Genomic DNA, 23,608 nt, shown 5'->3' on the forward strand with positions numbered 1-23,608 from the left:
ATAGGAGACCAGAATGTATCGCATCGACAGCATGTATGAGGCCATGATCGAGGGGCTTCTTGAAGCCCGGGCGGAGGGCAAGGCCAACCGCTGGATGGCAACCGTCGCTTGGTGGCTCGCCCGCCAGCAGATTCACGGCGCAACCGATTACTGGCGGCTCCTGGCGGCGCGACTGACCAATGAGCTGCCGCCGGCCGAGTTTGATCAGCTGGTGGCGCAGCTCAACAAGCAGGAGGATGACCTGCTCGCGACCGTCGGCGATGACTGGCCGGTTGTACCCGAGGGCCTGACAGACCTCATGGCCTCCTGGCAGCCAGCCCCGCCCGATCTGGAGGCTTGCAAGGCCGACGCGATCGCGCGGATCGACGCCTCGGCCGAGCACTATCGCCTGCGCTATCTGACCGCCGGCAGCGGGCAGGCCATGGCCTATCAGCAAAAGCTCGACGAGGCGCGGGCCTTCGTCGCCGACCCCGCGATCGATCCGGCCGAGGTGCCGCATATCTACGCCGAGGCGGCTGCCACCGACATGACGCCGGCCGACAAGGCGGCGGAGATCATCGCGACCTTCGAGGGCTGGCAACAGGTGTCGGCCGTCATCGAGGGCAAGCGCGCCGCCGCCAAGCTCGCGGTGCTGGCGGCGGAGACGCCGGAGGCGGCCAAGGTGGCCGCGAATGTGGATTGGGAAGGCGATACGGAATAAGGCGAAGCCCCGGCGACCTGCATCGTCCGGGGCTCCTGCGGCCAGCATCCAGGGTTATGGGGGGCGCTGGCCGCTCTCCATCATGACTGACCCCTGAAATTTATCAACATTGAGGATATGAACATGAACCGCACCATTCCCAATGGTGCGCGGATCCTGCTCGCCTTCATTCGCAAGACTGAGGTGGGCCGGGACGACCGCGCATCTTATGACGTCATCTACGGCCACAAGCAGGGCCGCCTGCCGAAGCGCCTCACGGCCATGACCTATGGCGATATCATTGATGCGCAGCGCCAGTGGTCGAAGAACCACGGGTCGAGTGCGGCCGGGGCCTACCAGTTCATGCGCGCGACACTCATCGATCTTGCGAAGGCGAATCCATCCATCGCCGGAACCGATCTGTTCACGCCGGAGCTTCAGGACCAACTCGGCTATCAGCTTCTCCTGCGCCGCGGTTATGATCTCTTCATGGACGGCAAGATCAGTCGTACAGAGTTCGGCAAGCGGCTGGCGCAGGAATGGGCGTCGTTCCCGGTACTGGCGTCCGTGAAGGGCGCTCATCGGCAGGTGCCACGCGGCTCGTCCTACTATATGGGCGACAAGCTCAACAAGGCGCTGGTAAGTCCGGAGAAGCTTGAAGCGGTTCTCGACCAGGTGAAGGCGTCGAGACAGCCTGCGCCGATCACACCGCCTCCACAGCCTATCGTCGTTGAAAAGCCAGTCGTGGCTGACCCCGGCGAACTCGGCACGCCGGCTGGCAAGAGCAAGACGGTCCGGACGTGGGCGCTGGCTGGCCTCGGATCGATCGTCACGGCCGTGGGCAATTTCATGGGCGGCCTCGACTGGCGCGTCCAGCTCTTCATAAGCGCAATGATCGTGGCCTTTGCCGTCTATGGCATCAAGCGGCGGTTTGATCTCGCAAAGGCCGTTCGGGACCTCAAGGCGGAGTTTTCGACATGATCGGCATCCTCGACGCCGCAAAGCTGGCCGGCGGCGCGCTTCTCGGAGCTGCCGCCGTCATGGCGTATGTCAGCCTCGTATCGCTCCCTGCGGCCCGCTCTGAAGGCAGGGCGCGCCTCATCGCGGAACAGGCCGCCCAATCTCAGCGTGAAGAACTCGAAAGGAAGGGCGATGACGCCAAAATCCAGCGCATGTCTGATTATGATCTCTGCATCGCTTATCTTGGCAGGGTGTCAGACTGTAACACCCTCCGGGTGCAGCCCGTTCACAGCGAATAATCTTTCTCCGGCCGGAACAGTTGCGTTGCTGCAAGCCGACCGCCCCGGTGCTGAGCGGGTGATTGCAAATGACCGCGCCGGAGAGCGCAAAGGATGCTGGAAATGACCCCATCGGAAGCCGACCCCGATCTTCGCAGCCGCATGGTGAGCGCAGAGCACACCATACAGAGCAACACGCAACGCATCACCGCCATCGAATCCTGGCAGCGGCAGCGTGACATCGATAGCGCGCGCCACGACGAGAAGTGGAATGCGATGGAGGCCCGGATCGACACGCGGTTCTCAGGGCTGGAAAGCTCGGTAGGCGACATCAAGAACGCGCTGTCTCGCATCAACTGGCTGATAATCGGTGGGATTATCGCCGGCATCGTCGCATTTCTGTTCACAGGCGGGTTCGCGATGGGGTGATGGGCGGCGCTAACAAGCTTCGCGGCGGTGTGGCATGCGCTGACGGGACGGCCGCCGCCGTGATCAATGCCCGCGCAAGGTAGGCTCGCCATCATGCGGCTATTCGTAGCTGGTTCCTTGACGTTTCAGGTAAAGAGCGCATATCTGCATTATGGATCGGTTTGCACGAGAGCAGGGAGGTTATAGCATGCCTATGCCCTACAAGCCTCTGGCGGTCGCGAATGAGTTCATCGTGATGGCCGGCCCCAGCGGCGTAAGCCACATGAAGCTTCAGAAGCTCGTATATTGTTCTTATGGCTGGTGGCTTGCTTACCACGACGAGCCGTTCATCAGTGAGCAGCCGCAGGTTTGGCAGCACGGGCCGGTGTTCAAAAGCCTGTACTTTGCCCTTAATCAATTCGGCTGGCGCCCAATAACCAGTGTCCAGAACGACAATTTCACTACCCCGCCACCCCGGGTCAACGATGCTGACCATGAGATTTGCAGTATGTTGGAATGGACGTGGGGCCGCTATGGCATGCGGAGCGCAGAATGGCTATCTGACCTCACGCATAAGCCCGGCAGTCCGTGGTATGACACTGCTGCGGAATTCGGTTTTCGCGTTCCCAAAAATACGCCAATCCCGGTCGATCGGATAACGGCTCACTATCGGGATTTGGTGCATGAGTACGGACTCGCCGACGCCTGATCCTGAGGTGGAATCGGGGGAGATCATCGCGATCAACCCCGATGAAACGTCCGCCCTTGCCGAGAGGGAGGAGACCTTCAGTGGGGCCGGAGCACCATGCAAAGGTGCTCAATAACGAGCAGTTCCAGCAGGACATGCAGGAGCGAAAGAAGTACGCGGAAGCAGCTTTTAGGCTCACTCACCTCTGGGTCTGGTTCCTGATCGGCTCTACGGCCGCCCAGATGGTCATGAGTATTTTTGATGTCGGACTGACCGAGAATATGTTCATCACACTGCTGACAACCACCACAATTAGCGTCCTCGGAGTGTGGGCGCTTGTCGGTAGCTATCTCTTCGGTAGGCGCGGGTAGGCCTCACTGCCGCCTTAACCGCTCCTTCACCATCGCAATCCATTGTGCCGGCGCGGCAGTGTTTGAGTACCGCGTCTCAGGTCAACAGCCCCGCTGCCGAAAGGTGGCAGGGCTGGAGGCGCGGCAGGGATGACGGACGAATCAGCCGGATTGCAGCGCGCATTATAGTTGCAATCTGCAATCAATCCACAGCCAAAATAATGTGACTGTTTCGCGGATTTATCAGGGTTGCAGCACAACTACGGCGCGATTAGGCTCTAAGTTGCGGATTATCAATTTTAGGGAGGGGAGTATGAGTTGCGAGAGTGTTCAGACTGCCGGTGAGAGCCTGAAATATGTTTCCGTCCTGTTGGGGCAGCTGCACCGAATAGCCAAGCAACACGACGTGGAGTTGGCGTACTTTATCGGCATGGCGGAGTTGCACGCCTCTGATCTTTGTAGCGGGCGTGTCGCGCCGCGGCCGCCGACCGACAGTGAAGATCCTTATTTGTCGGCCGATTTAGTGCGTGCGGCGGCAATCTGATTGGTTGTATCTGACATAGAGGGGGGCGGGGGCTCGTCGGCGGCGGCCTGATTGGCGAGCATCCGTCTGACCAGCTCCCGCCCTTCCTCGACCGTTTGTCCATCCCGCAGAGCCTTACGGACAGCGGCCATTGTCAGGCGGCGTTCTGCGATTTCTTTCGCGGTCAGCATCAGCAGCGCCCTCATGGCGTTTTGGGTACAACTCCAAACCTTACGTTGATTGCGTGCATTTGCAATCGCAATTCTCAGCTTAATTTCAATCAGCCGTTTTGAAAAAATTGTAATTCAGCGACCGTTGGACAGCGATACGGCGGCGCATTGCCATAGGGTCGCGCTCACAGCATTCGAAAAGTGGCTGCTGATCACGCTCGGATGGCCATTTGATCTGGACGGCCTCAAATGTGTTCTTTTTGCGAGCCGATGGACACGTGCGGAAAGCGGCGTATGGTGACCACTGGAACCGCTATTGGTAAGGGCGCAGTTCCTGAGAGCTTCATTGCTTCCGCCCCAAAAAAGGAGGGACAGCTATGAACGGGAGATCCGCGAAACGAGCTTTCCAGCCAGAAGAACTTGCGTCGTTGCAGGACGTTTTTAAGGAAATTACGGAACAACCATGGTTTCCAGACTCTCCGCAGGTCCGTGAGGATTTCGCAAAATATCTGGTGGAGACTTTTCCGGGTGATTCTTACGATCCTCATTTGCACCGATCAGTCGTCGAGATTTCGGCACGAAAGTTCTGCGCGCAGTGAGGACGGCGGCCCAATTCGGCGGTCCTTGGATCACGTTATATTTCAGGAAGGAACGACCCTCTCCCGTCATCGTTGGTTTGCTGCGAGGCGAATAGACGTCTTGCAGAAAACCCAGGAGAAGCATTATGCCGAACCAAGGCGGAACTCACGAACAGCATGTCAAGGCGGGCCAGCAGAGCCACAAGAATGACGACAAAACGCGTCAGGCTTCCGGCGACAAGAACCAGAACGAAAGCAGCCACCGCGGCGGCAAGGGCAACTTTGCCGAAGACCGCGAGCGGGCCTCCGAGGCCGGCCGCAAGGGTGGCCAGCACTGATCGCGTTACCTGCCCAATATCAAGAAGCCCGTCACCGTGTGGTGGCGGGCTTTTCGTATTTCGGGATATGCGTGGGACGAAGTCTGCGCCCCGAGCATTGGCTTAAATCTCACGAGGCTCCGGCTGACTTTGTGGGATGCCTTGGCGCTTCGGCGTAAGTCCTCTTCTCGGTGATCTCTTTCACTTCCGGCCTATCGCGCGACGGCTTGTTTGGCCGTGGAGGATTTCCTTTTGCGGCTTCAGGGTGCGTTCCGTCAGAAACGCTTCCTGGATGCGGATCTTCGACTTCGGGCGTCTGTGTCGCCTTTTCAGAACCTATCATCGCTTATCTCCTGTTTTGAGAAAAATGCGACGCTACGGCCTTGGTTCCATGCGTTACGATAGAATGCTGCCGACTGCCCAAAACTCAACGAGGCCGTTGGCCGAGCTGGAGGCGCGGCAGGGGTGAGCCGAAGCAAAAGGCCCCCGACCCTTGTTATCAATCACCTTCCAATTCTGGCCTTACGGTTGGCGTATCGTGCATCCCGCGCCGCCTTGCGGGCGGCTTCGTCTTCAATAACGCGGGATATCATACTTTGCTCGGCTTTCTGGCGCGCGTCGATTTCCGCTTGTACGGCGGCATCTGCGGCAGCTTGTCGTTCGGCTACCTCTTTTGCTTCTGCGAGTTTTACTCTTTCACGTTCGCGCCGCCGATCCTCCCTCGCAGCCGTTACGGCCGCTCGCTCGGCCAGTCGAGCCAACTTGTCAGGGTCAGTCGCCGAATTCGCTTTGCGGAAGGCGTTCAAGGCCGCAGTTTTCGCTTCTGTCGCCGCTGTCAAGCGTTTGGAAAGATCGTTATTTGTGGCGTACTTCAATTTTTTTCCTAACGATAATGGTAATAACTCAGGCCACGTTTGCCCGTCTAGCAAGGAGAGAGGCTATCGCTGCCTCACGGTCCCTTAGTTCTTTTGCAAGGCGAGCTTGACGAAGCCGGAGCGTCTTTTCCTCGCGGGCGAGAACGATAGAATCAAGTTCCTCACCAGCACTGTTGCGAGCAAAAAATTGTGATTGGGCATTGGCGAAAGCGATCTCCGCCTTCTGGCGAGATTTGCTGTGTGTCTGTGACATGGTTTTTTTCCGGATTGGATGCCGCATGGTGCCGCGGTAACAAAAAAGGCCAGGCAATCTGCCTGACCTTGCTGGTATCGTACTCTCGACAGTGCCAGTACATCCGTGGTCAACGGAGAGCGGATACCGGGATGAGTTAGGCGGCTTGCAGGTTGCAGGCCGACATCTTCCCCGATTTGTTGTCGCGCTCCAAGTCGAAGCCGATCTTCTGTCCTTCGACGAGTTCACGCATACCTGCGCGCTCGACGGCGGAAATGTGGACGAACGCGTCAGCGCCGCCATTGTCAGGCTGGATGAAGCCGAAGCCCTTGGTGGAGTTGAACCATTTAACTGTGCCAGTGGTCATAACGAACCCTTTCATAGCAATATTGAAGAACCGCAGCGCGAGAGCGCCACGGACGATAACGATTTTGAATGGAAAGGTTCGTTCAGGACGCGGTGTTAATCGCGTAACAATCAAAGCTTCATCAAGCAAATTCGACATCTCCTTATAGGCGTCGCTCCACCGAGCGTCAACCAATAGTTTATTTGCGCCCTACGGGGCGCCGGCAACTTTCTGCCGGCAAGATGGGTATTCCTCGCAATTTGACGGTTAGCCGCGGTAGCGCGAACATCTGTGAACGAAACAAGCCTGTCTGTTCCTCTTGCACGCAACTTGCACGTTGATCCGTTTACGTTCTGTACCCGTTCGTCAGACGTTCGCCCTTGATCTTCCACGGTTTTCCTAGGTTTCCTGCGGGTTTCAGCTTCTGCCCGTTACGTTGACATCGTAGGGGTCACAGGTTCAATCCCTGTCACGCCCACCATTCGGCCCCTTGATTTTGTTGATGAAACCGCTTCGGCGGTTTTTTCTGTTTCTGGCGACTGACACGCAACTGACACGCAAAGCCCTTTCGGCACGGGCAGTGACACGCCCAAGTCTGCGAAGTAGGCATCAATCGCTTCCCTGCCCTGCGACAGATAGTCGGGCGCATAGACCGCATAGGTTTCCGTGACACCCGCTCTACGATGGCCTAGAAGCCCCTCTACCTCCCATGCAGGGACGCCGCGCTTGCGAAGTTCCTTCGCCATCGTATGCCGAAGGCTGTAGGGATTGATTTCATCGTTAAGCCCAGCGGCCCGCACCACGGTCTTGAAGCCCTGATTGATGCTCTCAATTGGGTTTCCGTGCCAGTTCACGAAACGCTTCACGCCACGCTGCTGGACAAACGGAAGCAGCGTGTCCGTGATCGGCACGATTGGCCGATACTTCTTCGTCTGTTTTCTGCCCTTCGGGTTCAGGTTGATGCGAAGGTCGTCAAGGTCCACCTGTGCCGGGGCAAGGTCAAGGATAGCGTCCGGCCTTCCCAGCGTGTTCAGAGCGATGACGGTGTAGGCATACAGGTGCGGCCATCCCTGCACCTTGGTGAGGAACGTCTTCATTTCATCCTTGTTGAGGCGGTAAGGCTCCTTGGCATCGGACCTATCTGGTTCATCCATGATGAAGGGTGCGGACGTGATTTCCCCATGCTTCCACGCCATGCGGATTGCAGCACGCCCCACGGACATGGTGCGGCTCACGTAGCTGTTGCTGTAGCCCTTGGCTTTCAGCCACGCGATGAACTCCTTCTGTCGGGGAATGGTGAGGTCTGCGACGGTCGCCTCCCCCCAAAACTCGTTCCAATAGCCAAGGGCATATTGCGCCGCTTCGCTGGATGGGATGTTCTTCGCGTGGTTCTCCCAATACCGGACAAGGATCGTCGCCAACGGCATTTCAGCCGGAGTATGGTCCTTGAACGTCGCCTGCTTGGTGACGAACTCCGCTAGACGGATTTGGGCTTCTTGAAAGTCTTCTGTGCCAAGAGAACGGCGGATTGTTTGTCGGGAAGTGGCGTCGAACCAAGTGGCTTTCCATACAGGGGAGTTTTTGTGCTGGGAGAGGTAGTAGGCTCCGATTTGGAAACGGTCTTCTGACATGGCTTTGAACTCTTACTTGTTACGTAGGATTGAAGGTCTTCGAGGGTGTATTGGGCGCGGTTGCCAACCTTGGCGTGGCCGATCTCCCCGCGCTTCCTGATCCTCTGTAGGGTGAACACGGACACGCCTAGCCAATCGGCGGCTTTCTGTTCCGACATGCGGTCGGAAGCCGGTTTCGCTGGAACGCCCCGCATCATCTGAATGACGGCCTTCATGCCGCCCGTCTTAGGCATCCCTTTTCCCCTTCGGGATGAAGATACCGCCACGGGGGAAGCGGATCACGTTGCCGTCGCCACGGTCGGCAACACCATCCCCATAGCCTTCGCTGTAGGCTCTTGGGAGGTTGCCGGGGCGCATGGGAGAACCGTAGTAGCCTTCTTGATACCCCACGAAAAAAACACGGGTTTCGTCATTGCGGCCATCATAGTCGCGACCTAATGCTCGCATAAAAGGTTGCCACGCCATCACGCGGCCTCCTTCACGGCGGTGGCGAGGGCAGCTTTCAGGATTTGAAGAACCTCCCCGTTCAAAGTTCGATCATTGCGGGTTGCCTGTTCCGCCAGCTTCTCTTTGAGGTCGGACGGAACGCGGATGCTGAATGTAACTAGCTCGCGCATGGCTTCTCCTTGTTGGTCCACTATTGAACCAGTTTGGTTTTATCAGGTTCGTGAATTGAAGTCAAAACCACTTCGGTCTATGACCGGACCATGACCGAAGATGCGCAAATGAAGATCAGGCTCCCTCGCGTTTTGAAGGAGCGCATAGAAGCCGCCGCGACGGCAGCGAACAGGTCGTGGAATGGGGAGATAGTCCAACGGCTGGAGGCGAGCTTCCAAGGGCAGGTAACAGGCTTGCCCCCTACCCCTTTGCACCAACTGGAGGAAGAACTCGCGGACCTACAGGAGAAGTTCGGAAAGGTGATGTCCGAGCTTCAAGCCGTTAGGGGGCAGGTCGGGGAAATCGACACGCGGACGCAACATCTGCTGCCCGGTCGCAAGAAGGGTTAGCCGCGCAACGTCACTGTGACGTTTTGGCCGTTGAGCCAAGGCGCTCGCGCTTAAGCGCTGCGATACGCGCGCGAAAGTCGCTGGACAGGAACTCGAATGCTTCGTCATTGATGCGCTTGAACTCCGCATCAATGATGTCCCGCCCTTCCACAATCTGCGACATGCGAGGTTTTTCTAGGCGTGGCAGGGTCACTCCTAGCAAGGTTTCACAATCGCCAGACGTGTTGTTTCTGGCAATTTCAAAAAACTCATTGGTATTGAAATTCAGGCTTAGCTGATTGATGCGGCAACCTGTGACTTCATAGGGAACCGCGTCAATCTGATTGTTTTCCCAGCGAGTAATTCGGTAGCTCTCATTTGCGATCTGCCCGACGCTATAGGATTGCGTCCATGAGGTTTCGTCGGGCAACGTCAAGGCAATCTGCCGATAGTTACATCTGTTTGCTGCGCGCTCGCATTCGATAACTAAGTGGTTGATCGGATAGGCGATCCTTTCATCAAGGATTTTGGCTGTTCCCTTCACGGAAGCCCAACTTTCGGTGATTACGCCGCCGAAATCAAAAGGAAAAAAGCTGACATAAGTCATATTCCTACGGGATGCTCTGTAGCCAAGGGTGTGAATTTGGTGAACCGTAAGTTCGCCAGTAGCCTTCTCTCCAAGGTCTTCCTGAAACGCCTTCTTTGCCGCTTCGTAATCCGCTAAACCGTTATACATCAATGCATTTAGGTTTGCCTGCATGACAACATCGCCGGCTTCCGACACCGCCAGATTTGCAGCGCCGATATACATCATGGGAACGGAACTAGATCGGTCGCTTTCCGGCATGTCAACGATTTGACGCGGAAGATAGTCTCGATAGCGGGCGACTGCATCCTCTGCGGCATATGAGTATCCGCAACAAACTAACGCAAAAAAGAATGTAGCTGTCCGAACCATATTGCCCGCCTCCTAGGAAGACAGGGTTTCTCATATCGCGCCTCTGGTCAACTGCTATGAGATACGGTGCGAATGCATTACCCATTCCGCCCCGCCGCGTGCTGCATTTCCTGTGCCTGCTTGGCGAGGGCCTGCGACTTCGACATGCGAACTCCGTCGCGGGGCTGATTGGCCTTCAAGGTCTTGTCCACGGTGTCCGCGATCATCCCGGCAAGGGCGGCGTCCTGTTTCTGGTTCCCCGAACCTTGGACGTTGATGGCGAGGCTGGGGGCATAGGTGTTGGACAGGCTCCCGCCGACGAAGCCCCCGGATGCGAGGCCGATGGTCTTCCCGCTGTTGATCGCCTCCAGCGCGGCGCGGTGCTTCTTCGTGGCCTTGGCGTTCACCACGAACTCCCCGTCCGACAGCATGGCCGGGATGCTATCACTGGTCGCCGTTCCCGGTCCCCGGACGTGTCCGCCATCCGCGAAGCCGAGGAAGCCGCCAAGCATCCCCATGCCCTTCTGTGTCATCATCTGCCGTATCATCTGCATGAGGGCATCGGAGAACGCCCCCGTCGCGGCTGGAGCCTGCGCAAGCGGCCCCATGAGCGAAGACAGGTTCTGCCCGAGCCCGCCAAGGTTCGGCACAACCTGCGTTGCCGCCGTGCCGATGTTCTGGATTGGCATCTGCATGGACTGCGTGGCCTGCTGCGTTGCAGCCATCTGTTCGGCAAGGCGCTTCTGGGCTTCAAGCTGTTCCTGAACGGCCTTCTGCGCGGCCTCCTGTGCCTGCTGCGCGGCGATGGAGCCGGTTGTGTTCATGTCGAGACCGGGCGGCACGGTCTCCTTCGGAAGCTGAACCCCGAAGTCACCGGGGCGGAAGCGTTCAAGGTCCGCCGTGGTGCCGTGCTTGTGGCCCCCGAACCTTGGCCCCTGTAGCTTGTCGATCCATGCGAAGTTGTTCGGGGTCGAATATGCCCGGTTCGCATAGTTCAGGTGGTCGCCCACGCCGGAGGGTGTCCCCGCCGCGCGCTGGGGAAGGTATTCATCCACAAGGCGCGATGCCCTCGCATAGCGCGGATCGTTGACGGAAAGCTGATCAACCGAATTGCGCCCGTGCTTCCATGCCGGTGGCCCGTTCACGTCGCTGAACTGCTTGCGGGCGTTCACCACGTCCGTGATGCTGTTGCCCCAGCGGCCCGACGCCCTGCGGTTCAGGATGGTGTCGATGATGCCCTTGCCCTGCATGTCCCCTTGGCCCGGAACCCATTCCGTCATGAGGGTCTTTTTCAGGTCGGTGATTTCCTGCGGGGTGAGCGTGATGGACTTTGCGAAGCTGGTGGCCGCGTCCTGCATGGCGGGTTGCACGGCGTCCGCAATCGCGGGCTGAACCGTCTTAGCGATGGACGCGCCGTCAATGCCGAGCGTGCCGCGCAATCCAAGGTCAGGCGTCGTGATCGGGGGAAGTGCGGCCCGCTCCACATTGCCGAGGTGAGCCGAGAAGGTCTGTTCCGCGACCGTGGCCGGAGCCGACGCGGGGAGTGAAATTGATTTCACGGGCGACGCGGACGGGGCGAACGCCTTGGCCCATGTGGAGAAGATGTTGTTCCCCCGGCTCCCCCCGAATATCTGTTCCCACAAGGCGTCCATCGCCATGTCGAGGAGCTTTTCGGACAGGCGTTGCAGGGCGTTCAACAGGGCTTCGGCTGGCGACTTCGCGGCGATCAGGTCTTTTACGAACCCCTTGAAGGCGTCCTTGCTCGCGTCCTCCAGTTCCTGCGACCGTTGCGCGGCCTCCTGCTGCGACTTCGCCAGCTTCCGGGCTTCTTCCGCCGCGACGGAATAGTCGTCGGCAAGGGAGTTGATCTTGCTGCGAACGTCATCGGTGATTTCAACGCCCGCCTCCTGCGCAGCGTTCAGAAGCTCCTGAACCATACGGGCCTTTTCGATGACCCGTTGCTGTTCCTCATAGGTGCCGGTGGCGTTGCGGCGTGCTTCGGTTTCCGCCTGCAACATGGCGATGCGCTTCTGGACGCGGGCAATCTCCTTCTCGAATGCATTGCGGTCGGCGGCATCGGGGGTCGGGATGCGAGGATCGTCCCGCGTGTCTATGATGGTGTCGTCGGCGTCGGTGTTCTGGCCTGCCTCCCGCTGGCGAGCGCGTTCGTTCGCCCGTTCCCGCATATTGCCCAGCACTTCGCCCACACGATCCCGCGTCACCTTGCGCAGGGCCTCCAGATAGGCTTGACCCGCCGCTTCACCGGCCCCGGCATAGCCGTTGGCGATGCGGCCAAGCTGCACGTCCCCGATGGTGCCGAGCGTGACGCCGACATGCTCGCCCACGCCGTTGATGGCCTCCACGGCGGCGTTGACGCCCGCGATGACCGTGTTCAGCCCGCTTTCCACGCCCGCAATCAGGGCGTTGACGGCGTTCAGCACGGCCTCCGCGATGGCCTGCGGCAGCTTGGTGAAGGTGATGACGATGGTGTCGTAGACCAGCACGAACGCATTCATGATGGTGTTCGCGGCCTGCTTGGCGAAGTCGGCAAGATCGGCAACGCTGATCTCTGCCCCGCCGAGTGCGTCGGCAATTAGGTTCACGGCGGACACGAACACGTCGCGCACCGTGGCGGCGGCATCGGACGCGCCATCACGGATCATGTCCCATGCAGCGCCCGCATAGTCGTGGAGGTTCGCAAGCTCCCCCTGCACGGGCCGGATTTCGTCCCCGAAGGCGGCAAGGGCGAAGGTGGCCCCGCCGATGGCGGTTGCAAGCAGAAGCCAAGGGTTCGTCGCCACGGCGGCAACCTGCGCAATGGTGGCCCGTGCGAGGGCTGGCACATACTGCGCAAGCAGGACAGCGGCGGCAGCGGCAGCGCCCTTCGCCACGCTGTCTATATTGTCGGCCACGCCGATGATGCCGTCCGCGAAGGCGGCGGTGATGCCATGCGCTTCGTCCACCTTGCCCACATATTCGGTCATGCTGTTTTTCAGGATGACCATCGCGTCTGTGATGGTGGCGGGCATGCCGTCCGCTTCTTCCCGGAGCTTGCCAAGCTGCCCCGTGAGCGCCTTCACGATCACGTCGCCCGTGAGCTTGCCCTGTGCGCCCATCCTGCGCAGTTCGTTGACGGTGACGCCAAGGCCATCGGCAAGGGCCTGTGCGACACGCCCGCCCGTGGCGATGACGGTGTTCAGGTTCTCCCCGCGAAGCTGGCCCAGCGCCATGGCCTTCGCCAGCGCGTTCGTGACGCTTTCGGCCCGCTGGCCTTTGGCCCCGGAGACCACAAGGGCGTTGTTCAGGGCTTCGGTGTAGTCGAGTTGCGTTTGCGTGCTGTAGCCAAGGTCTTTCAGCGCCTGATTGTTGGCGATGAAGGCTTCGGTGGTGTTGCCGATGTCGGAATAGGTGCGGCGGGCGATGGTGGACAGGCGGGCCATGACAGCCGCGCCCTTCTCTTGGCTCCCCACGGCGACGTTGACGCGGGAGGAAAGATCGCTCCAGCTTTCGGCAAGCTGGCGAAGTTCATTCAGCCCGACGCCCGCGCCGATGGTGCCGAGCAATCGGTTGATGTTCGCCGTGGAGCTTCGCAAGGTGGTTTGAAGCCTGTCCGCCGACTGCTTGGCCCGCCGTTCGATCCGGTTGAACTGTGTGTCCGCCGTGCGGCTGGCACGCTGGAAATTGCGCTCGAAATCCCGGATGCGGGCTTCAAGAGCGACGACTAGCTGTTCCGTGTCACCGGCCATGATCCTACCTCACCAAACCAGAAGGCCATCGGCCCGTTCGTCGCTGTCATAGATTGAGCGGGTGTCTTCGCCCGTGGCGGCGCGGGCCACGGCCATGGCGGATGCCACCGCGCCGTCAATGCGGTCGCGGGACTTGCCCTTGTGGAAGGCTTTGTTGCCCGCCTTGTCCGTCTCGACTGCGATGTTGTCGAAGCACCATCTAAGGACCGGGTGGCCCCCGTGGATGAAGCGGCCCGCGATGATGGCCCGCTCCAGTTCTTTGATGGCTGGGGCCATCGTGACCCAGCCCTGTCGCATTTCCACGGCGGGGTAGCCGTCTTCCCGAAGCGTGTTCATCATGTTGCGGGCAAGGTGCGGGTCGAAGGCGATTTCCCGCACGTCGAAGCGTTCGCACAGGTCGCGAATGGTGTCTTCCACGACGCGGAAGTCCACGACATTGCCGGGGGTCGGTTCGATGAACCCTTCTTCGGCCCATAGGGGATACGGCACGCCGTCACGTTCGGCACGGCGGTGGAGATTGTCCCGAGGGCAAAAGAACCACGGATGAACGATGTAGCCGTCATCCTGATCGGGGTCGCGCCAGCATGCGACGATCACGGTCAAGTCGCTGTTACTGGACAGGTCCACCGCAAGCCAGCACGGTTCGTGTTCGAGGTCGGACAGGTCGAAGGGTTCGGCCCCCTGATCGTAAACCGCCATGTCCACGAACGGGTCGGACGAATGGTCCTGCCAGATGTTCAGATGGTAGCGTTGGAAGATGGAGCGTTCGGACGGCTTGTGTTCCGCCTCCCGCGCCATCTGGCGAAGCCCTTCAAGATCGGGATAGCCGTATGCGAGGCCGGGGTTGACCGCGTGCCACAGGGCTTCGTCCTTCCAATCGGCATCGCGCGGTGCCTCGAATAGGATTGGCAGCGTAGCCGGGTCTTCGATCTCGCCCCGCGCCACCTTGCGCGCATAGTCGATCACGTCGAAGGCGAGGTTTTCCTGTCCGGCTCCCGCCGTGGTGGTCACGACAGTGAGGGAGTTCGCCACCTTCGCCGCACCGGCACGCATCGCGCCCCATAGCTCGCGGGGGTCGCGTTTCAGCCATGCGTGGATTTCGTCCGCGATGATCAGGCTGGGGGTGCGGCCCTGCGCGGTCCCGGCATCGGACGCCAGTGCCTCATATTCGATGCCACCGGGGAACACGATCTTGGACACATAGTCCCTGATCTTCGCGCCGCGTGCTTCGTCCACGGTCTTCGCGCTGTTCCCGATGTTCGGGGCGAAGGCATAGTCCCCGTCGATCATGCCCGCGACTTCCTTGAAAACGCCCTTGGCCTGTTTCTTGTCCACCGCGACACTGACAAGCTGCGCACCGGGGCGGCGTTCCGGTCCCTTGGCGTGCAACAGGGTGATGGCCCCCGTGAGCGTGGTCTTGCGGTTGCCGCGCGGGACCAGAAGCACGGCGGTCTTCACGATGCGGGAGCCGTTCAGGTGCCGTGGTCCGTATATCTGGCGGATGATCTTTTCGGCCCACGGGTCCAGCGGAAACGCATGGTCCGGCGCGCTGGACAGCGGGTGCTTCAAGGACCGGATGAAGTCCACGGCCCGTTGCCCGTATCCCATCGGGTCCGGGATTTCCGGGAACGGGTTCGGCGCGGTCTTCTTCTTGCGGATGATCTTCAAGGCCACGGATCACACTCCCGCGCCTTGGGCCACACATCGAAGCTCCAGCCCCTCCCTGCGTCCAAGCTCCTTGATCTCCTTCACGTCGAAGGAGCGCCCGTCATGCGTCACGCGGTCGGCGGTGGTCACGCCGTCCAGATACCGGATGCGGAAGATGACGGCGGTTTCCGCGCTGATCCCGAAGGAGCGCATGAACTCCTCCACGGATGACTGAATGAGGTCGGCGCGCACGGTGGCGACGGTCGTCCAGCCCTCAATCGGGGTGCCGTATTCGTCCACGGTGGTGGTGACGCGCTGAATGACGATGGTCTTGGTGAGCTTCCCGGCGCGCATCATGCGATCTCCACAAGCCGGGCTTCCAAGGACAGGATGCCGTGAGAATGATGCCCGCCCGGATCGCGTAAGAACCGGCTGGAGGCGATGCGCAGGTCCACGACATGAAAGCCCGGAACGGAAAGGGGACCGTCCGACAGGGCGGCACGGATCGCGCCGACAACCTGCTTCGTCCCGACAAGCCCCGGCTCCTTCCGCCAGACATGCACGTCCGCGACGATCATGTGACGGTGGCGGGCAAGGCCATCGTCCGGCCCGGTCATGGCCTCCCCGATCACGATGGAGTTGTCCAAGGCGGGCGTGGCGTTCCTATCCACGATAGCAGACGCGGGGATGATGGACGTGACGGCGCTGGCGGCGACAAGGCGTGCGCGGATTGCGGCCTGTAGCGGAAGGGAGGGTTCGGTCATGTCGCCTCCCTCACGGCCTTGCGTGCCGCCCGCTTGATGCGGTTCGCGATGCGCGTCCGCGACAGGCGATAGGCAGGCCAGAAATACGGCTGCGCTGGAGCGTCCGCCGTGCCGTGCTCGACAAGGTGCGGATACCGAACGCCGTCATTGCCCGCCGTGACCAGCACTTGGTTTTCCGCCGCCACGCGGGAGCCTCCCGGCTGGGAATAGGGCGGCGTGCTGCTACCGGGCGGGGTGACGGCGATGCTGTCCGCCAGCGCCCCGGTGTCCTTCGGCGCAAGGTGCTTCATCCGTGCCGCCAGTTCCTCCCCCGACTTCAAGAGGGCGGGAACAACCGCCTGTTTGACGGCGGCGGGGATGGCGGCAAGGCGGCGGGCGAGTTTGCGGGATTGCGCGCTCATAGTCAGAAGACCCATTCGCGAAAGGGGTTCAGGAGGTCCACGACGCCGAACGGAACTTCGTCGGCGGTGATGCCAATCAGCACGGCCTCCCGCTGTTCATACCAATAGGCAACAAGCTGGCGGGTCGCTTCCCTGATCGGTTCGGGGGTGCCATCGGGAAAGGCTTCGGCATCGTCCAGCGCGGACCCAACGAATTTCCCGATCCACGCTTCCGCCGCCCCGATCTTCCCCGCGATCAGGTCATCATCGGCGTCCGTGGTGACATTCATGTGCGCCTTCGCGTCTTCGACGGTGATCACGCTCATGCCGATTTCCCTTCCAAATCTGTTTCGTGCCTCCCCCCGCCGGTCCCCATGGAACTGGGGAAAGTCTTGGATGCTCCCCCGGTCATGCTGGTAGTAGGCCGTGCGCGGATGTAGGCTTGTTCTTCGTTGATCGGAGACGTGATCAGATGGACTTCAGTTCGATTGAAAGTGTGCTTGGCCTTGCTTCGACGGCATTGGGTGCCACCGGGAAGGCTGTTTCCACAGTCGAAGCCGTCAAGAAGTTGCTCGCTGCCGACAAGAAGCCTGACAACAGCGAAGCTCAGACGCTTCTCAATACACTCGCGACCGAATTGACGGCTGCGAACATGATGAATGTTCAGCTTAGCGAAGCCCTCAAAGCCCTTAGCCGCGAGTGGAAACGGCAGGATGACTACGAGAGGGAGAAAGCCCGTTACGAGCTTTTCGAGACTGGTCAGCATGATGTGGTTTTCAGGCTGAGAGAAGATCAGGCGAACGGCCAGCCAATCCACTTCATTTGCCCGGTGTGCCTCAACTCCGACAGACTGATCAGCTACATATCCGGCGAAGGCGACTTCAAGACCTGCCAAAAGAACCGGGACCATTTGTTCAGGTTCAGCAGCAGCCAATACAATCGACCGACGCGAGCACGAACTGATTGGGCTGTCTGACCAGCGCGTCATGCCAAGAACTCCGCAAGATCGGGGCAAGCACGAAAGGTGGCTGCGATGCGGCGGATGACACGGCGGTTGTGCTTGAAGACGAAGCGTTCGTTCGGGCGCATCGGGGGTTCAGTGAGGGCGCGCTCTATGCTCCAGCCCCGATTGATCCGGTTGCGTAGGGTGGCATCCGTGATCCCCAGCCGCTGAGACCATCCCGCCACCGTGTCCGTCCTGCCCTTGAAGGTGAGAAGGACAAGGTTGTCCTTGAGCAGGTCCGTCATGTGCATGTCCTCGCCCTCAAGGACACGGTTGCCGCTGACACGGGTGCGGGTCTTGGTGACGCTCCATCCCGTGAGGGCGGCAATCTCCTTGATGGTCAGGCTACATCCCCGAAACTCGTATCGCTTGCGCTTCGGCCCCGGCGTCCGGCGCGGCATGTCGAGGGCAACGCCGTTTTCTAGGCGGCGCTGAATGGTCCGCACGCTCATGCCGGTGGCCGCTGCGATCTCCGCAACGCTGAACCACGTGCCCCTGAACAGGTGGCGGATTGGGGCCTTCTTGGTAGCGAAGGGAGGCATCATCGCCGTTCCTCCCGCTGCTTGCGGCTGGAGTGGCAGGGCGTGCATAGGGGTTGCCAGTTGGACCGTGACCAGAACAGGCGACGGTCGCCACGATGCGGCGTCTTGTGATCCACGACTTGCGAGGGTGCGCCGCACATGACGCAACGGGGATTGGCGGCAAGGAAGGCTTTGGCCTCCTTCTGCCATTTCGACGTGTAGCCCCGTTCCCGTGCGTTGGGGCGCTGCTGATCGAACCGGGCTTTCCGCTCCCGGTCCCGCTGAATGGAGTGCTGGCAACGTTCGCCCGGTGCGAGCACGCATCCGCATGAACGTATCGAGGGGGCGCGCATCGGCATCACGGGCGCTCCTTTCGAGGGACCACGCCAAGCACGTAGTCGAAGACGGCAAGGACGGTTTCCAGCCGGTCCATCGGAAGGGAGCCGTGGCCGTGGAGGAAGCGCGCGATGGCCTTCCGGTTGATGCCGGTGATGCGCCCAAGGCGGCGCATGGACACGCCGTGTTCAGCCATCAATTCGCGAAGGAGGTTGCGCCAGAAGTCGGAAGGACGTGCCATTTCACGCGGCCCTCCCTCGCTTGACGACAGTGGTGCCGAAGGAGCCGAATGCCACCTTGAACTTGTCGTCCAGCGGCATGTCGGACTGCTTGTCGATAGTGTCGTCCTTGCCCCCGAAGATGGAGCGCAGGAGGTCGAGCCTGCCCTTGTAGGCTTCCATGATCTCCGCTGGGGTCGCGTCCAGCGTCTCTGTCGGGGTCCAGCCGAGCCATCCCGTTCCGATGCGGTAAAGGCTGGCGAGGTATTCGGAGAATGGCGTGTCCCGCCGCTGCTTGACCGGCTTCACGTGGTCATTGGCCGGGGCGTCGTCGGGGTCGATCCCCGCCAGCGCCATCACATAGAGCAACAGGGGATTGGCGAGGCGAGCAACGCCGGTTTCAAGGATGCGCTGGGGGAGGTCCGACAGGTCAGTGTGGTCGCGGACGATCTCCACGGCGGCGGACAGGCTTCCGTCCATGATCTCCCGCGAAAGGCTGGAGAAGGAACCTTCCCGGCGCTCCAGCCTGATCGCAAAGCGAAGACAGGGGCGAAGCGTGATGGCCTCGCCCCCGATGCGGACGGTGATGTCGTCCGCCAGCTTCGTCATGCCGAAACCACGATGCTGTATTCGCCTTCGGCTTCACCTGAGCCGGTATAGGTCGCGGTGATGGTGAAGTTCGACGTGCCAGCGGCGGACGGCGTGCCGCTGATCGCGCCCGTTGCCGCATTCAGGGTCAGGCCAGCCGGAAGGGTGCCCGCCGTGACCGCATACGACACGGTGCCGATGCCGCCCGACGCGGTGACGGTGGCGGAATAGGCGTTGCCTTCGCTCGCCCCCGCCAGTGCGCCCGATGCCGGGGACATGGTGACGACAGGCGCGGCGGGAACCTCCAGAATGGCCCCGTCGATGCCAAGGCTGAACGTTGTCTTGGTGATCTCGTCTGCGGTCCCGAAGCTGTTGCGTGCCGACATGACCGGGGCGCGGAAATAGAACACGGTGTTCTCGCCCGTGGGGGTCGGCTTGTCGTTCAGGACAACCTTGAAGGAATAGGGCATCCAGTCTTCGACGGCGGCGCGGGTCTTGTTCTGGCCGGGGTCGGACGGGTCACGCCCCACGATCAGGGCGACGGTGCCGCTGTCGATGGACCCCTTGCGGCGGCGCACGTGACCATCGGCAAGCGACAGGAAGGTGACTTCCGTGCCTTCCGCGCCCCATTCCCCGAGGTCTTCGACTTCCTTGATTTCGGTCCAGTCCTCGCCCTCATATTCGTTCAGGAGGGCGATTGTGGCGTTCGGGTTGCCGATGAAGACCCGGCTCTTTGCAGTCGTTTGGATAGACATTGATCAGTGCCTTTCAGGATGGAGACGGGTTCAGGCGACAGGCCGGGACGCGGCGTGGCCGAGGATGGCGACGGCCCCGGCTGCGATGGACGTTCCACCCGCCTTGGTGAGGGCGAGACGGACGAACCGTTTGTGGCCCCGGTAGCCGAGCTTGTAGGTGCTGGCGGCTGCGAGGGTGGCCGGTGCGGTGCTGTCCACGTGCGAAGCGTCTGCGTCGGTGAAGTCACCGGACACGTCCGTGTCGCTTTCCTGAACCTTGGCCCCGAACTCGCCGTCGCCAGCGATGGCCCCGGTGTTCAGGATGAAGGCCACGCCGTTGAAGCCGAGCGTGTCGATTGCCGCACCGTTGGCGGCGGCGGACTGGACGGCGGGTGCAAGGGCTGCAACAGCGCCGATGTTGGATGCGAGGTCACGCATGGGAGTGGTCCTTTCGAGGTTCGGCGCTGGTTAGGAGGTCGCCATTTTCAGCTTGCGGAACTTGGCGGCCTGAATGACCCCGCCGCCGACGCGCCGCGTGGCGTGGATGCGCGTCATGCCGTTCGTGGCGAGCAGATACGGGTTGACCAGAATGGACAGGGCCACGCGGTCCACGATGCGGTAGCCGCTGAAATCGCCGTAGATGATCGGGAAGGCTCCCGACGCCACGTCCGCCATGTCCATCATTTCGACCACGGGACGGCCAAGCAGGGTTTCCGGCTGGCCTGCCTGATAGGACGGTTGCCACAGGTAGTTGCCCTGTCCGTCTTTCAGGCGGCGGACGGTCGCGAGCGTGGTTCCGTTCATCGCCCACGATCCCGCGTTCCGGTAGGGAGCCGGGAGGCTGTAAAGCAGGCCGATCAACGCATCCGCCGACAGGTTCGTGGCGTGGCCGTTCAGGAAGTGCGTGATGGCCGCATTGACCATGAACCCTTCCGGCTGCAACGCACCATCGCCGTTGACGAACGCCGCGCCTTCCTTCTGTCCGAAGTCTTCGGCAAGGGCCAACCGGACTTCCTGTTCGGCCTGTCCCGCGCTGTCCGCCAGAAGCTGGTTCGACACGTCCACGAACGTGTTGACTTCCTTCACGACGATTTCAGCCTGACCAAACCCCGGCTCGCTGGCCTCCTGTGCCTGCCCTTCGCCCTTCCACTTGGCGTTCGTGATGCTGGTCCGCTTCGGATAGATCACGGACGGTGCGCCCGTGCTGCGGATGCTGGCGACGGAACGAACCGGGCTGAACAGGGTCAGGTCGCGGATGAACTCCCCGGACATTTCGGCGGGTGCCAGATAGCCGCCCTGCGGATCGCTGGAGACGGTGAGGGCGCGAAGTTCGTCGGCGGGTGCGCGGTCGCCCATGCGCAGGTAGGTTCCGAACGCCCGCGTTTCGGCGGCGGGTTCGTTGCGCTGTTCCTGCTGAGTGCCCGGACGGTTCAGCCGCGTCTCGATACCGGCGATGCGGTCGGTGACGGTGCGCAGTTCGGTCGCCAGCCGTTCGTCAAGCTGGGTGCGGTGCTGTTCGGCGGCGCTGCGAAGTTCCTCCACTGCTGCCGTCGCGGCGGCAAGCGGATCGTCTTCACGGGTTTCAATCGGGAGCGCCGAACGGGTCTCGATCTTCTGGTGCTTGGTCATTTCAGGGTCTCCAATGAGCGCGTGGCCTTGCGGATGGCATTGACGAAAGCCACGGCGCTCGCGTGGCTGGGTTCTTGGTGGACGCGGACGCTGGTGACGCGGGAGCCGGGGACGGAAGGCATGGCGACGAAGGAGACTTCGACCAGTTCCGCCTTGGTGATGTGGCGGATGCCCTTGGCGCGGGGTTCGTCGGCAAGGCGGCGGAAGCCGATGCTGAGACCCGAAATGTCGCCCGCGATCAGCATGGCGCGGATTTCCCGTGCCCGCTGAACTTCCATGTTCAACCGTCCCCGGACTTTCAGCCCGTCGCCGTCCACGGACACGGCGCGGACGCTCCCGACCACTTCGTCCGTGCGGTGGTTCCACAACATGGGGAGACGGTCGCCCTCCCATGCGAAGGCGCGGCGGTCGAAGCTGGTCCGATAGCTGTCGATCACGTCGAAGCGGACGGCCACGCCCTCAATCGTCCCGTCTTCGGCGGGAGGCGAGAACCGGACTTCGCAATCCAGATGATCGTTCTGGCGGGTCATTCCACGCCCTCCTTCTGGACGTGGCCGAACATCACGGTTTCGATGACCGGCAAGGCGAGCGCGTATAGGTCCATGATCGGGAGCGGCGCGGCATAGACGGCGACAAGGGACGCGGCCACGGCAGGGCTTTCCCCGCCGCCGATCAGCCCCAGCCGCACGAGTTCAAGAAGCTCTTGGTGCTTGAACTCACCTGCGAACATGCGCCGCGACAGGCCACCGATGCCCGCGCCGGTCTTGCGTTCCAGTTCGGTGACAAGATCGGCGTTCAGGCGGAAGTCGCGTTCCGCGTCCCCAAAGAACTGGCGATGACTGGGGGCCTCACGCATCCGTGCCCCCTGCGGTCGTGTTCGGATTGATGAACTGGTCCCCGCCTGCATACGGGGGGCGGTTCTCCATCGCCCGGACTTCGTTCGGGTTCAGGACACGGGCGGCGATCAGCGTGGAATAGGCGGTGGCGCGGGCAGCAAGATCGGTGCGCAGAAGATCGTCCGTCAGGAACTCCGCATAGAAGGTTCCCCGGTCTTCCGGCGCGATCAGCTTCAACCGGACTTCGCCCTGCCAAGCCTTCAACCATCGGTCCAGCGTGAAGCGAAGGAAGGTCGCGCCCATTTCGGCGGCGTTGCCCCACGTCGCGCGGCCAAGCTCGAACACCATGTGCGGCGGCACGCGGAACACGCGGCAGATTTCGAGGATGGAATGCTGCCAAAGCTGTTGGAACTGCGCATCCACGCTGTTCAGGGTCAGGGCTTGGAACTCGCCACCCTCCTCCAGCACGGCGGTTCCGCCTGAGTTCTCCCCGGCATGCGCGGCCTGCCACGATGCCTTGATGCGCTTCGCCGTTTCCGCGCCAAGGCGCTGGGGGAACTTCAACAGGCCGGACGGACGGCCCCCGCGTCCGAACAGGCGGGCGGCGTGGCGCTCCATCGTGATCGCAAGGGCGATGGCCTCCTTGCACTCCATCACCGGGGACGCGCCCTTCACGCCGTCGATGGACGGGGCGGCGATATGGAGGATGTCCCGGCGATCAATCACGCGGTTCGTCGCGCCGTCGCTGAGCCGGTAGAGAGGTTCGGACGTGGTGCGGTCCAGTTCCACCGTGACGGCGGTCGGTGCCAGCCGGATCAGTTCGCGAGGCTGTCCGTCCTGTCGGTTGATGAAGCCATATCCGTTGCCGTGAAGGAGGGCGTCCCGCGTGACCTGTTCGCGGAACATCGCGGCTGGGGTCCATTCGTTCGCCTGATCATGCAGGAGGGCATAGGCGGGATGTTCCGGGGCGCGCTCCCGTGCATCGCCGTCGCGGCGGTAGACGTGGAGGGGAAGCCCGCCGATGGCCTCGCTGATCGCCCCCACGGCGGCGCGGACGGGCGTGGAGCGCATGGCGGTGGAGGGATTGACCGTGACGCCCGACAACGCCGGGGTCGCGCCGAACAGGTCCAGCAACCACGGCGCGGGGTCGGCAAGCGAACGGGTTTCGGCGGGAGTGAAATTGATTTCACTTCCTGCCTGTTCGGCCCTGCGCTGCTTGAAGAAATGGAACACTCGCCACGATCCCGG

General features: G+C 61.4%; 33 protein-coding genes and 1 pseudogene. 9 read left to right on the forward strand and 25 right to left on the reverse strand.

Going from position 1 to position 23,608, the window contains the following annotated elements; all coding sequences use genetic code 11:
• Positions 1 to 13: 13 nt before the first annotated feature.
• The 8 genes from KYK29_RS05145 to KYK29_RS05180 all read left to right on the forward strand — a co-directional run bounded on the left by KYK29_RS05145 (position 14) and on the right by KYK29_RS05180 (position 4,972).
• Positions 14 to 700 carry a hypothetical protein gene (locus KYK29_RS05145; RefSeq protein ID WP_254689761.1) on the forward strand — a complete coding sequence of 229 codons (687 nt, stop codon included), beginning with the start codon at positions 14 to 16 and terminating at the stop codon, positions 698 to 700.
• Between the two features lie 123 nt (positions 701 to 823).
• Positions 824 to 1,660, forward strand: a complete 837-nt coding sequence (locus KYK29_RS05150) for a lysozyme family protein (protein ID WP_254689762.1) — start codon at positions 824 to 826, stop codon at positions 1,658 to 1,660.
• Complete coding sequence (locus KYK29_RS05155; RefSeq protein ID WP_254689763.1) at positions 1,657 to 1,938, forward strand: hypothetical protein; 282 nt, start codon at positions 1,657 to 1,659, stop codon at positions 1,936 to 1,938. Before KYK29_RS05150 ends, KYK29_RS05155 begins: the two co-directional genes overlap by 4 nt.
• A 93-nt stretch (positions 1,939 to 2,031) precedes the next feature.
• Complete coding sequence (locus KYK29_RS05160; RefSeq protein WP_254689764.1) at positions 2,032 to 2,346, forward strand: hypothetical protein; 315 nt, start codon at positions 2,032 to 2,034, stop codon at positions 2,344 to 2,346.
• A 187-nt stretch (positions 2,347 to 2,533) separates the two neighbouring features.
• Positions 2,534 to 3,034 (forward strand): Panacea domain-containing protein, encoded by a 501-nt coding sequence (locus KYK29_RS05165; RefSeq protein WP_254689765.1) that lies wholly within the window; start codon positions 2,534 to 2,536, stop codon positions 3,032 to 3,034.
• 80 nt (positions 3,035 to 3,114) lie between these two features.
• Entirely contained in the window at positions 3,115 to 3,384 is a 270-nt protein-coding gene (locus tag KYK29_RS05170; protein ID WP_254689766.1) for a hypothetical protein, read from the forward strand.
• A gap of 292 nt (positions 3,385 to 3,676) precedes the next feature.
• On the forward strand, positions 3,677 to 3,907 hold the full coding sequence (locus KYK29_RS05175) for a hypothetical protein (RefSeq protein WP_254689767.1): 231 nt from the start codon (positions 3,677 to 3,679) through the stop codon (positions 3,905 to 3,907).
• Between the two features lie 873 nt (positions 3,908 to 4,780).
• Positions 4,781 to 4,972: a KGG domain-containing protein gene (locus tag KYK29_RS05180; RefSeq protein WP_254689768.1), complete on the forward strand. Its 192-nt coding sequence runs from the start codon at positions 4,781 to 4,783 to the stop codon at positions 4,970 to 4,972.
• A gap of 482 nt (positions 4,973 to 5,454) precedes the next feature.
• On the opposite strand, the gene KYK29_RS05185 is transcribed toward KYK29_RS05180, so the two are convergent.
• From KYK29_RS05185 to KYK29_RS05210, 7 genes and pseudogenes are all read right to left on the reverse strand, one after another.
• Positions 5,455 to 5,826 carry a DUF6481 family protein gene (locus KYK29_RS05185; RefSeq protein WP_254689769.1) on the reverse strand — a complete coding sequence of 124 codons (372 nt, stop codon included), beginning with the start codon at positions 5,824 to 5,826 and terminating at the stop codon, positions 5,455 to 5,457.
• A 28-nt stretch (positions 5,827 to 5,854) separates the two neighbouring features.
• The gene (locus tag KYK29_RS05190) at positions 5,855 to 6,079 is read right to left on the reverse strand and encodes a hypothetical protein (protein ID WP_254689770.1); all 225 of its coding nucleotides are present in this window, start codon (positions 6,077 to 6,079) and stop codon (positions 5,855 to 5,857) included.
• Positions 6,080 to 6,215: 136 nt separating this feature from the next.
• A complete protein-coding gene (locus KYK29_RS05195) occupies positions 6,216 to 6,425 on the reverse strand; it encodes a cold-shock protein (protein ID WP_045016315.1) in 210 nt (69 codons plus the stop codon).
• Positions 6,426 to 6,835: 410 nt separating this feature from the next.
• Positions 6,836 to 8,035, reverse strand: a complete 1,200-nt coding sequence (locus KYK29_RS05200) for a tyrosine-type recombinase/integrase (protein ID WP_254689771.1) — start codon at positions 8,033 to 8,035, stop codon at positions 6,836 to 6,838.
• Positions 8,036 to 8,058: 23 nt separating this feature from the next.
• A pseudogene (locus KYK29_RS22535) lies at positions 8,059 to 8,268 on the reverse strand (helix-turn-helix domain-containing protein); the annotation flags it as partial.
• Positions 8,261 to 8,500 carry a hypothetical protein gene (locus KYK29_RS05205; protein WP_254689772.1) on the reverse strand — a complete coding sequence of 80 codons (240 nt, stop codon included), beginning with the start codon at positions 8,498 to 8,500 and terminating at the stop codon, positions 8,261 to 8,263. The gene KYK29_RS05205 and the pseudogene KYK29_RS22535, both read right to left, overlap by 8 nt.
• On the reverse strand, positions 8,500 to 8,652 hold the full coding sequence (locus KYK29_RS05210) for an Arc family DNA-binding protein (protein WP_254689773.1): 153 nt from the start codon (positions 8,650 to 8,652) through the stop codon (positions 8,500 to 8,502). The genes KYK29_RS05205 and KYK29_RS05210 overlap by 1 nt, the downstream gene beginning before the upstream one ends.
• Before the next feature lie 90 nt (positions 8,653 to 8,742).
• On the opposite strand from KYK29_RS05210, the gene KYK29_RS22540 reads away from it, so the two are divergent.
• Positions 8,743 to 9,042: an Arc family DNA-binding protein gene (locus KYK29_RS22540; RefSeq protein ID WP_367880966.1), complete on the forward strand. Its 300-nt coding sequence runs from the start codon at positions 8,743 to 8,745 to the stop codon at positions 9,040 to 9,042.
• 10 nt (positions 9,043 to 9,052) lie between these two features.
• Here the strand turns inward: KYK29_RS22540 and KYK29_RS05215 are convergent, their stop codons facing one another.
• The 18 genes from KYK29_RS05215 to KYK29_RS05300 form a co-directional block, all read right to left on the reverse strand.
• Positions 9,053 to 9,979: a hypothetical protein gene (locus tag KYK29_RS05215; RefSeq protein WP_254689774.1), complete on the reverse strand. Its 927-nt coding sequence runs from the start codon at positions 9,977 to 9,979 to the stop codon at positions 9,053 to 9,055.
• Between the two features lie 77 nt (positions 9,980 to 10,056).
• Complete coding sequence (locus KYK29_RS05220) at positions 10,057 to 13,704, reverse strand: tape measure protein (RefSeq protein WP_254689775.1); 3,648 nt, start codon at positions 13,702 to 13,704, stop codon at positions 10,057 to 10,059.
• A 9-nt stretch (positions 13,705 to 13,713) separates the two neighbouring features.
• Positions 13,714 to 15,312 carry a terminase large subunit gene (locus KYK29_RS05225; RefSeq protein WP_254690084.1) on the reverse strand — a complete coding sequence of 533 codons (1,599 nt, stop codon included), beginning with the start codon at positions 15,310 to 15,312 and terminating at the stop codon, positions 13,714 to 13,716.
• Between the two features lie 69 nt (positions 15,313 to 15,381).
• Positions 15,382 to 15,708 carry a phage head closure protein gene (locus tag KYK29_RS05230; RefSeq protein WP_254689776.1) on the reverse strand — a complete coding sequence of 109 codons (327 nt, stop codon included), beginning with the start codon at positions 15,706 to 15,708 and terminating at the stop codon, positions 15,382 to 15,384.
• Positions 15,705 to 16,115, reverse strand: coding sequence for a DUF3168 domain-containing protein (locus KYK29_RS05235; protein WP_254689777.1), 411 nt, complete (start codon positions 16,113 to 16,115; stop codon positions 15,705 to 15,707). The genes KYK29_RS05230 and KYK29_RS05235 overlap by 4 nt, the downstream gene beginning before the upstream one ends.
• Positions 16,112 to 16,516 carry an HK97-gp10 family putative phage morphogenesis protein gene (locus KYK29_RS05240; protein WP_254689778.1) on the reverse strand — a complete coding sequence of 135 codons (405 nt, stop codon included), beginning with the start codon at positions 16,514 to 16,516 and terminating at the stop codon, positions 16,112 to 16,114. Before KYK29_RS05240 ends, KYK29_RS05235 begins: the two co-directional genes overlap by 4 nt.
• A 2-nt stretch (positions 16,517 to 16,518) precedes the next feature.
• Complete coding sequence (locus KYK29_RS05245) at positions 16,519 to 16,821, reverse strand: head-tail connector protein (RefSeq protein ID WP_254689779.1); 303 nt, start codon at positions 16,819 to 16,821, stop codon at positions 16,519 to 16,521.
• Positions 16,818 to 17,483 (reverse strand): hypothetical protein, encoded by a 666-nt coding sequence (locus KYK29_RS05250; RefSeq protein ID WP_254689780.1) that lies wholly within the window; start codon positions 17,481 to 17,483, stop codon positions 16,818 to 16,820. The genes KYK29_RS05245 and KYK29_RS05250 overlap by 4 nt, the downstream gene beginning before the upstream one ends.
• Positions 17,480 to 18,043 (reverse strand): hypothetical protein, encoded by a 564-nt coding sequence (locus KYK29_RS05255; RefSeq protein WP_254689781.1) that lies wholly within the window; start codon positions 18,041 to 18,043, stop codon positions 17,480 to 17,482. Before KYK29_RS05255 ends, KYK29_RS05250 begins: the two co-directional genes overlap by 4 nt.
• The gene (locus KYK29_RS05260; RefSeq protein ID WP_254689782.1) at positions 18,040 to 18,378 is read right to left on the reverse strand and encodes an HNH endonuclease signature motif containing protein; all 339 of its coding nucleotides are present in this window, start codon (positions 18,376 to 18,378) and stop codon (positions 18,040 to 18,042) included. The genes KYK29_RS05255 and KYK29_RS05260 overlap by 4 nt, the downstream gene beginning before the upstream one ends.
• A complete protein-coding gene (locus KYK29_RS05265) occupies positions 18,378 to 18,596 on the reverse strand; it encodes a helix-turn-helix domain-containing protein (protein ID WP_254689783.1) in 219 nt (72 codons plus the stop codon). The genes KYK29_RS05260 and KYK29_RS05265 overlap by 1 nt, the downstream gene beginning before the upstream one ends.
• Position 18,597: 1 nt before the next feature.
• Positions 18,598 to 19,182 carry a hypothetical protein gene (locus KYK29_RS05270; protein WP_254689784.1) on the reverse strand — a complete coding sequence of 195 codons (585 nt, stop codon included), beginning with the start codon at positions 19,180 to 19,182 and terminating at the stop codon, positions 18,598 to 18,600.
• Positions 19,179 to 19,916, reverse strand: coding sequence for an Ig domain-containing protein (locus tag KYK29_RS05275; protein WP_254689785.1), 738 nt, complete (start codon positions 19,914 to 19,916; stop codon positions 19,179 to 19,181). The genes KYK29_RS05270 and KYK29_RS05275 overlap by 4 nt, the downstream gene beginning before the upstream one ends.
• 30 nt (positions 19,917 to 19,946) lie before the next feature.
• Positions 19,947 to 20,333, reverse strand: coding sequence for a hypothetical protein (locus KYK29_RS05280; RefSeq protein ID WP_254689786.1), 387 nt, complete (start codon positions 20,331 to 20,333; stop codon positions 19,947 to 19,949).
• A gap of 30 nt (positions 20,334 to 20,363) precedes the next feature.
• Positions 20,364 to 21,524, reverse strand: coding sequence for a phage major capsid protein (locus tag KYK29_RS05285; protein WP_254689787.1), 1,161 nt, complete (start codon positions 21,522 to 21,524; stop codon positions 20,364 to 20,366).
• Positions 21,521 to 22,054 carry an HK97 family phage prohead protease gene (locus KYK29_RS05290; RefSeq protein ID WP_254689788.1) on the reverse strand — a complete coding sequence of 178 codons (534 nt, stop codon included), beginning with the start codon at positions 22,052 to 22,054 and terminating at the stop codon, positions 21,521 to 21,523. Before KYK29_RS05290 ends, KYK29_RS05285 begins: the two co-directional genes overlap by 4 nt.
• A complete protein-coding gene (locus tag KYK29_RS05295) occupies positions 22,051 to 22,380 on the reverse strand; it encodes a gene transfer agent family protein (protein WP_254689789.1) in 330 nt (109 codons plus the stop codon). Before KYK29_RS05295 ends, KYK29_RS05290 begins: the two co-directional genes overlap by 4 nt.
• On the reverse strand, positions 22,373 to 23,593 hold the full coding sequence (locus tag KYK29_RS05300) for a phage portal protein (RefSeq protein ID WP_254689790.1): 1,221 nt from the start codon (positions 23,591 to 23,593) through the stop codon (positions 22,373 to 22,375). The genes KYK29_RS05295 and KYK29_RS05300 overlap by 8 nt, the downstream gene beginning before the upstream one ends.
• Positions 23,594 to 23,608 lie beyond the last annotated feature (15 nt).

Origin of the sequence: Shinella daejeonensis (genome assembly GCF_024281235.1) — a bacterium.
Taxonomy (GTDB): domain Bacteria; phylum Pseudomonadota; class Alphaproteobacteria; order Rhizobiales; family Rhizobiaceae; genus Shinella; species Shinella daejeonensis.

What these genes read in the sequence shown, in the direction of transcription:
- KYK29_RS05290 (WP_254689788.1), bottom strand. Translation starts at nt 22,054, where the DNA reads ATGACCCGCCAGAACGATCATCTGGATTGCGAAGTCCGGTTCTCGCCT.
- KYK29_RS05295 (WP_254689789.1), bottom strand. Translation starts at nt 22,380, where the DNA reads ATGCGTGAGGCCCCCAGTCATCGCCAGTTCTTTGGGGACGCGGAACGC.
- KYK29_RS05270 (WP_254689784.1), bottom strand. Translation starts at nt 19,182, where the DNA reads ATGACGAAGCTGGCGGACGACATCACCGTCCGCATCGGGGGCGAGGCC.
- KYK29_RS05175 (WP_254689767.1), top strand. Translation starts at nt 3,677, where the DNA reads ATGAGTTGCGAGAGTGTTCAGACTGCCGGTGAGAGCCTGAAATATGTT.
- KYK29_RS22540 (WP_367880966.1), top strand. Translation starts at nt 8,743, where the DNA reads ATGACCGAAGATGCGCAAATGAAGATCAGGCTCCCTCGCGTTTTGAAG.
- KYK29_RS05230 (WP_254689776.1), bottom strand. Translation starts at nt 15,708, where the DNA reads ATGATGCGCGCCGGGAAGCTCACCAAGACCATCGTCATTCAGCGCGTC.
- KYK29_RS05250 (WP_254689780.1), bottom strand. Translation starts at nt 17,483, where the DNA reads ATGACGCGCTGGTCAGACAGCCCAATCAGTTCGTGCTCGCGTCGGTCG.
- KYK29_RS05160 (WP_254689764.1), top strand. Translation starts at nt 2,032, where the DNA reads ATGCTGGAAATGACCCCATCGGAAGCCGACCCCGATCTTCGCAGCCGC.
- KYK29_RS05245 (WP_254689779.1), bottom strand. Translation starts at nt 16,821, where the DNA reads ATGAGCGTGATCACCGTCGAAGACGCGAAGGCGCACATGAATGTCACC.
- KYK29_RS05220 (WP_254689775.1), bottom strand. Translation starts at nt 13,704, where the DNA reads ATGGCCGGTGACACGGAACAGCTAGTCGTCGCTCTTGAAGCCCGCATC.
- KYK29_RS05200 (WP_254689771.1), bottom strand. Translation starts at nt 8,035, where the DNA reads ATGTCAGAAGACCGTTTCCAAATCGGAGCCTACTACCTCTCCCAGCAC.
- KYK29_RS05180 (WP_254689768.1), top strand. Translation starts at nt 4,781, where the DNA reads ATGCCGAACCAAGGCGGAACTCACGAACAGCATGTCAAGGCGGGCCAG.
- KYK29_RS05285 (WP_254689787.1), bottom strand. Translation starts at nt 21,524, where the DNA reads ATGACCAAGCACCAGAAGATCGAGACCCGTTCGGCGCTCCCGATTGAA.
- KYK29_RS05280 (WP_254689786.1), bottom strand. Translation starts at nt 20,333, where the DNA reads ATGCGTGACCTCGCATCCAACATCGGCGCTGTTGCAGCCCTTGCACCC.
- KYK29_RS05260 (WP_254689782.1), bottom strand. Translation starts at nt 18,378, where the DNA reads ATGCCGATGCGCGCCCCCTCGATACGTTCATGCGGATGCGTGCTCGCA.
- KYK29_RS05150 (WP_254689762.1), top strand. Translation starts at nt 824, where the DNA reads ATGAACCGCACCATTCCCAATGGTGCGCGGATCCTGCTCGCCTTCATT.
- KYK29_RS05240 (WP_254689778.1), bottom strand. Translation starts at nt 16,516, where the DNA reads ATGAGCGCGCAATCCCGCAAACTCGCCCGCCGCCTTGCCGCCATCCCC.
- KYK29_RS05225 (WP_254690084.1), bottom strand. Translation starts at nt 15,312, where the DNA reads ATGGGATACGGGCAACGGGCCGTGGACTTCATCCGGTCCTTGAAGCAC.
- KYK29_RS05165 (WP_254689765.1), top strand. Translation starts at nt 2,534, where the DNA reads ATGCCTATGCCCTACAAGCCTCTGGCGGTCGCGAATGAGTTCATCGTG.
- KYK29_RS05265 (WP_254689783.1), bottom strand. Translation starts at nt 18,596, where the DNA reads ATGGCACGTCCTTCCGACTTCTGGCGCAACCTCCTTCGCGAATTGATG.
- KYK29_RS05235 (WP_254689777.1), bottom strand. Translation starts at nt 16,115, where the DNA reads ATGACCGAACCCTCCCTTCCGCTACAGGCCGCAATCCGCGCACGCCTT.
- KYK29_RS05190 (WP_254689770.1), bottom strand. Translation starts at nt 6,079, where the DNA reads ATGTCACAGACACACAGCAAATCTCGCCAGAAGGCGGAGATCGCTTTC.
- KYK29_RS05210 (WP_254689773.1), bottom strand. Translation starts at nt 8,652, where the DNA reads ATGCGCGAGCTAGTTACATTCAGCATCCGCGTTCCGTCCGACCTCAAA.
- KYK29_RS05205 (WP_254689772.1), bottom strand. Translation starts at nt 8,500, where the DNA reads ATGGCGTGGCAACCTTTTATGCGAGCATTAGGTCGCGACTATGATGGC.
- KYK29_RS05275 (WP_254689785.1), bottom strand. Translation starts at nt 19,916, where the DNA reads ATGTCTATCCAAACGACTGCAAAGAGCCGGGTCTTCATCGGCAACCCG.
- KYK29_RS05195 (WP_045016315.1), bottom strand. Translation starts at nt 6,425, where the DNA reads ATGACCACTGGCACAGTTAAATGGTTCAACTCCACCAAGGGCTTCGGC.
- KYK29_RS05255 (WP_254689781.1), bottom strand. Translation starts at nt 18,043, where the DNA reads ATGATGCCTCCCTTCGCTACCAAGAAGGCCCCAATCCGCCACCTGTTC.
- KYK29_RS05215 (WP_254689774.1), bottom strand. Translation starts at nt 9,979, where the DNA reads ATGGTTCGGACAGCTACATTCTTTTTTGCGTTAGTTTGTTGCGGATAC.
- KYK29_RS05145 (WP_254689761.1), top strand. Translation starts at nt 14, where the DNA reads ATGTATCGCATCGACAGCATGTATGAGGCCATGATCGAGGGGCTTCTT.
- KYK29_RS05155 (WP_254689763.1), top strand. Translation starts at nt 1,657, where the DNA reads ATGATCGGCATCCTCGACGCCGCAAAGCTGGCCGGCGGCGCGCTTCTC.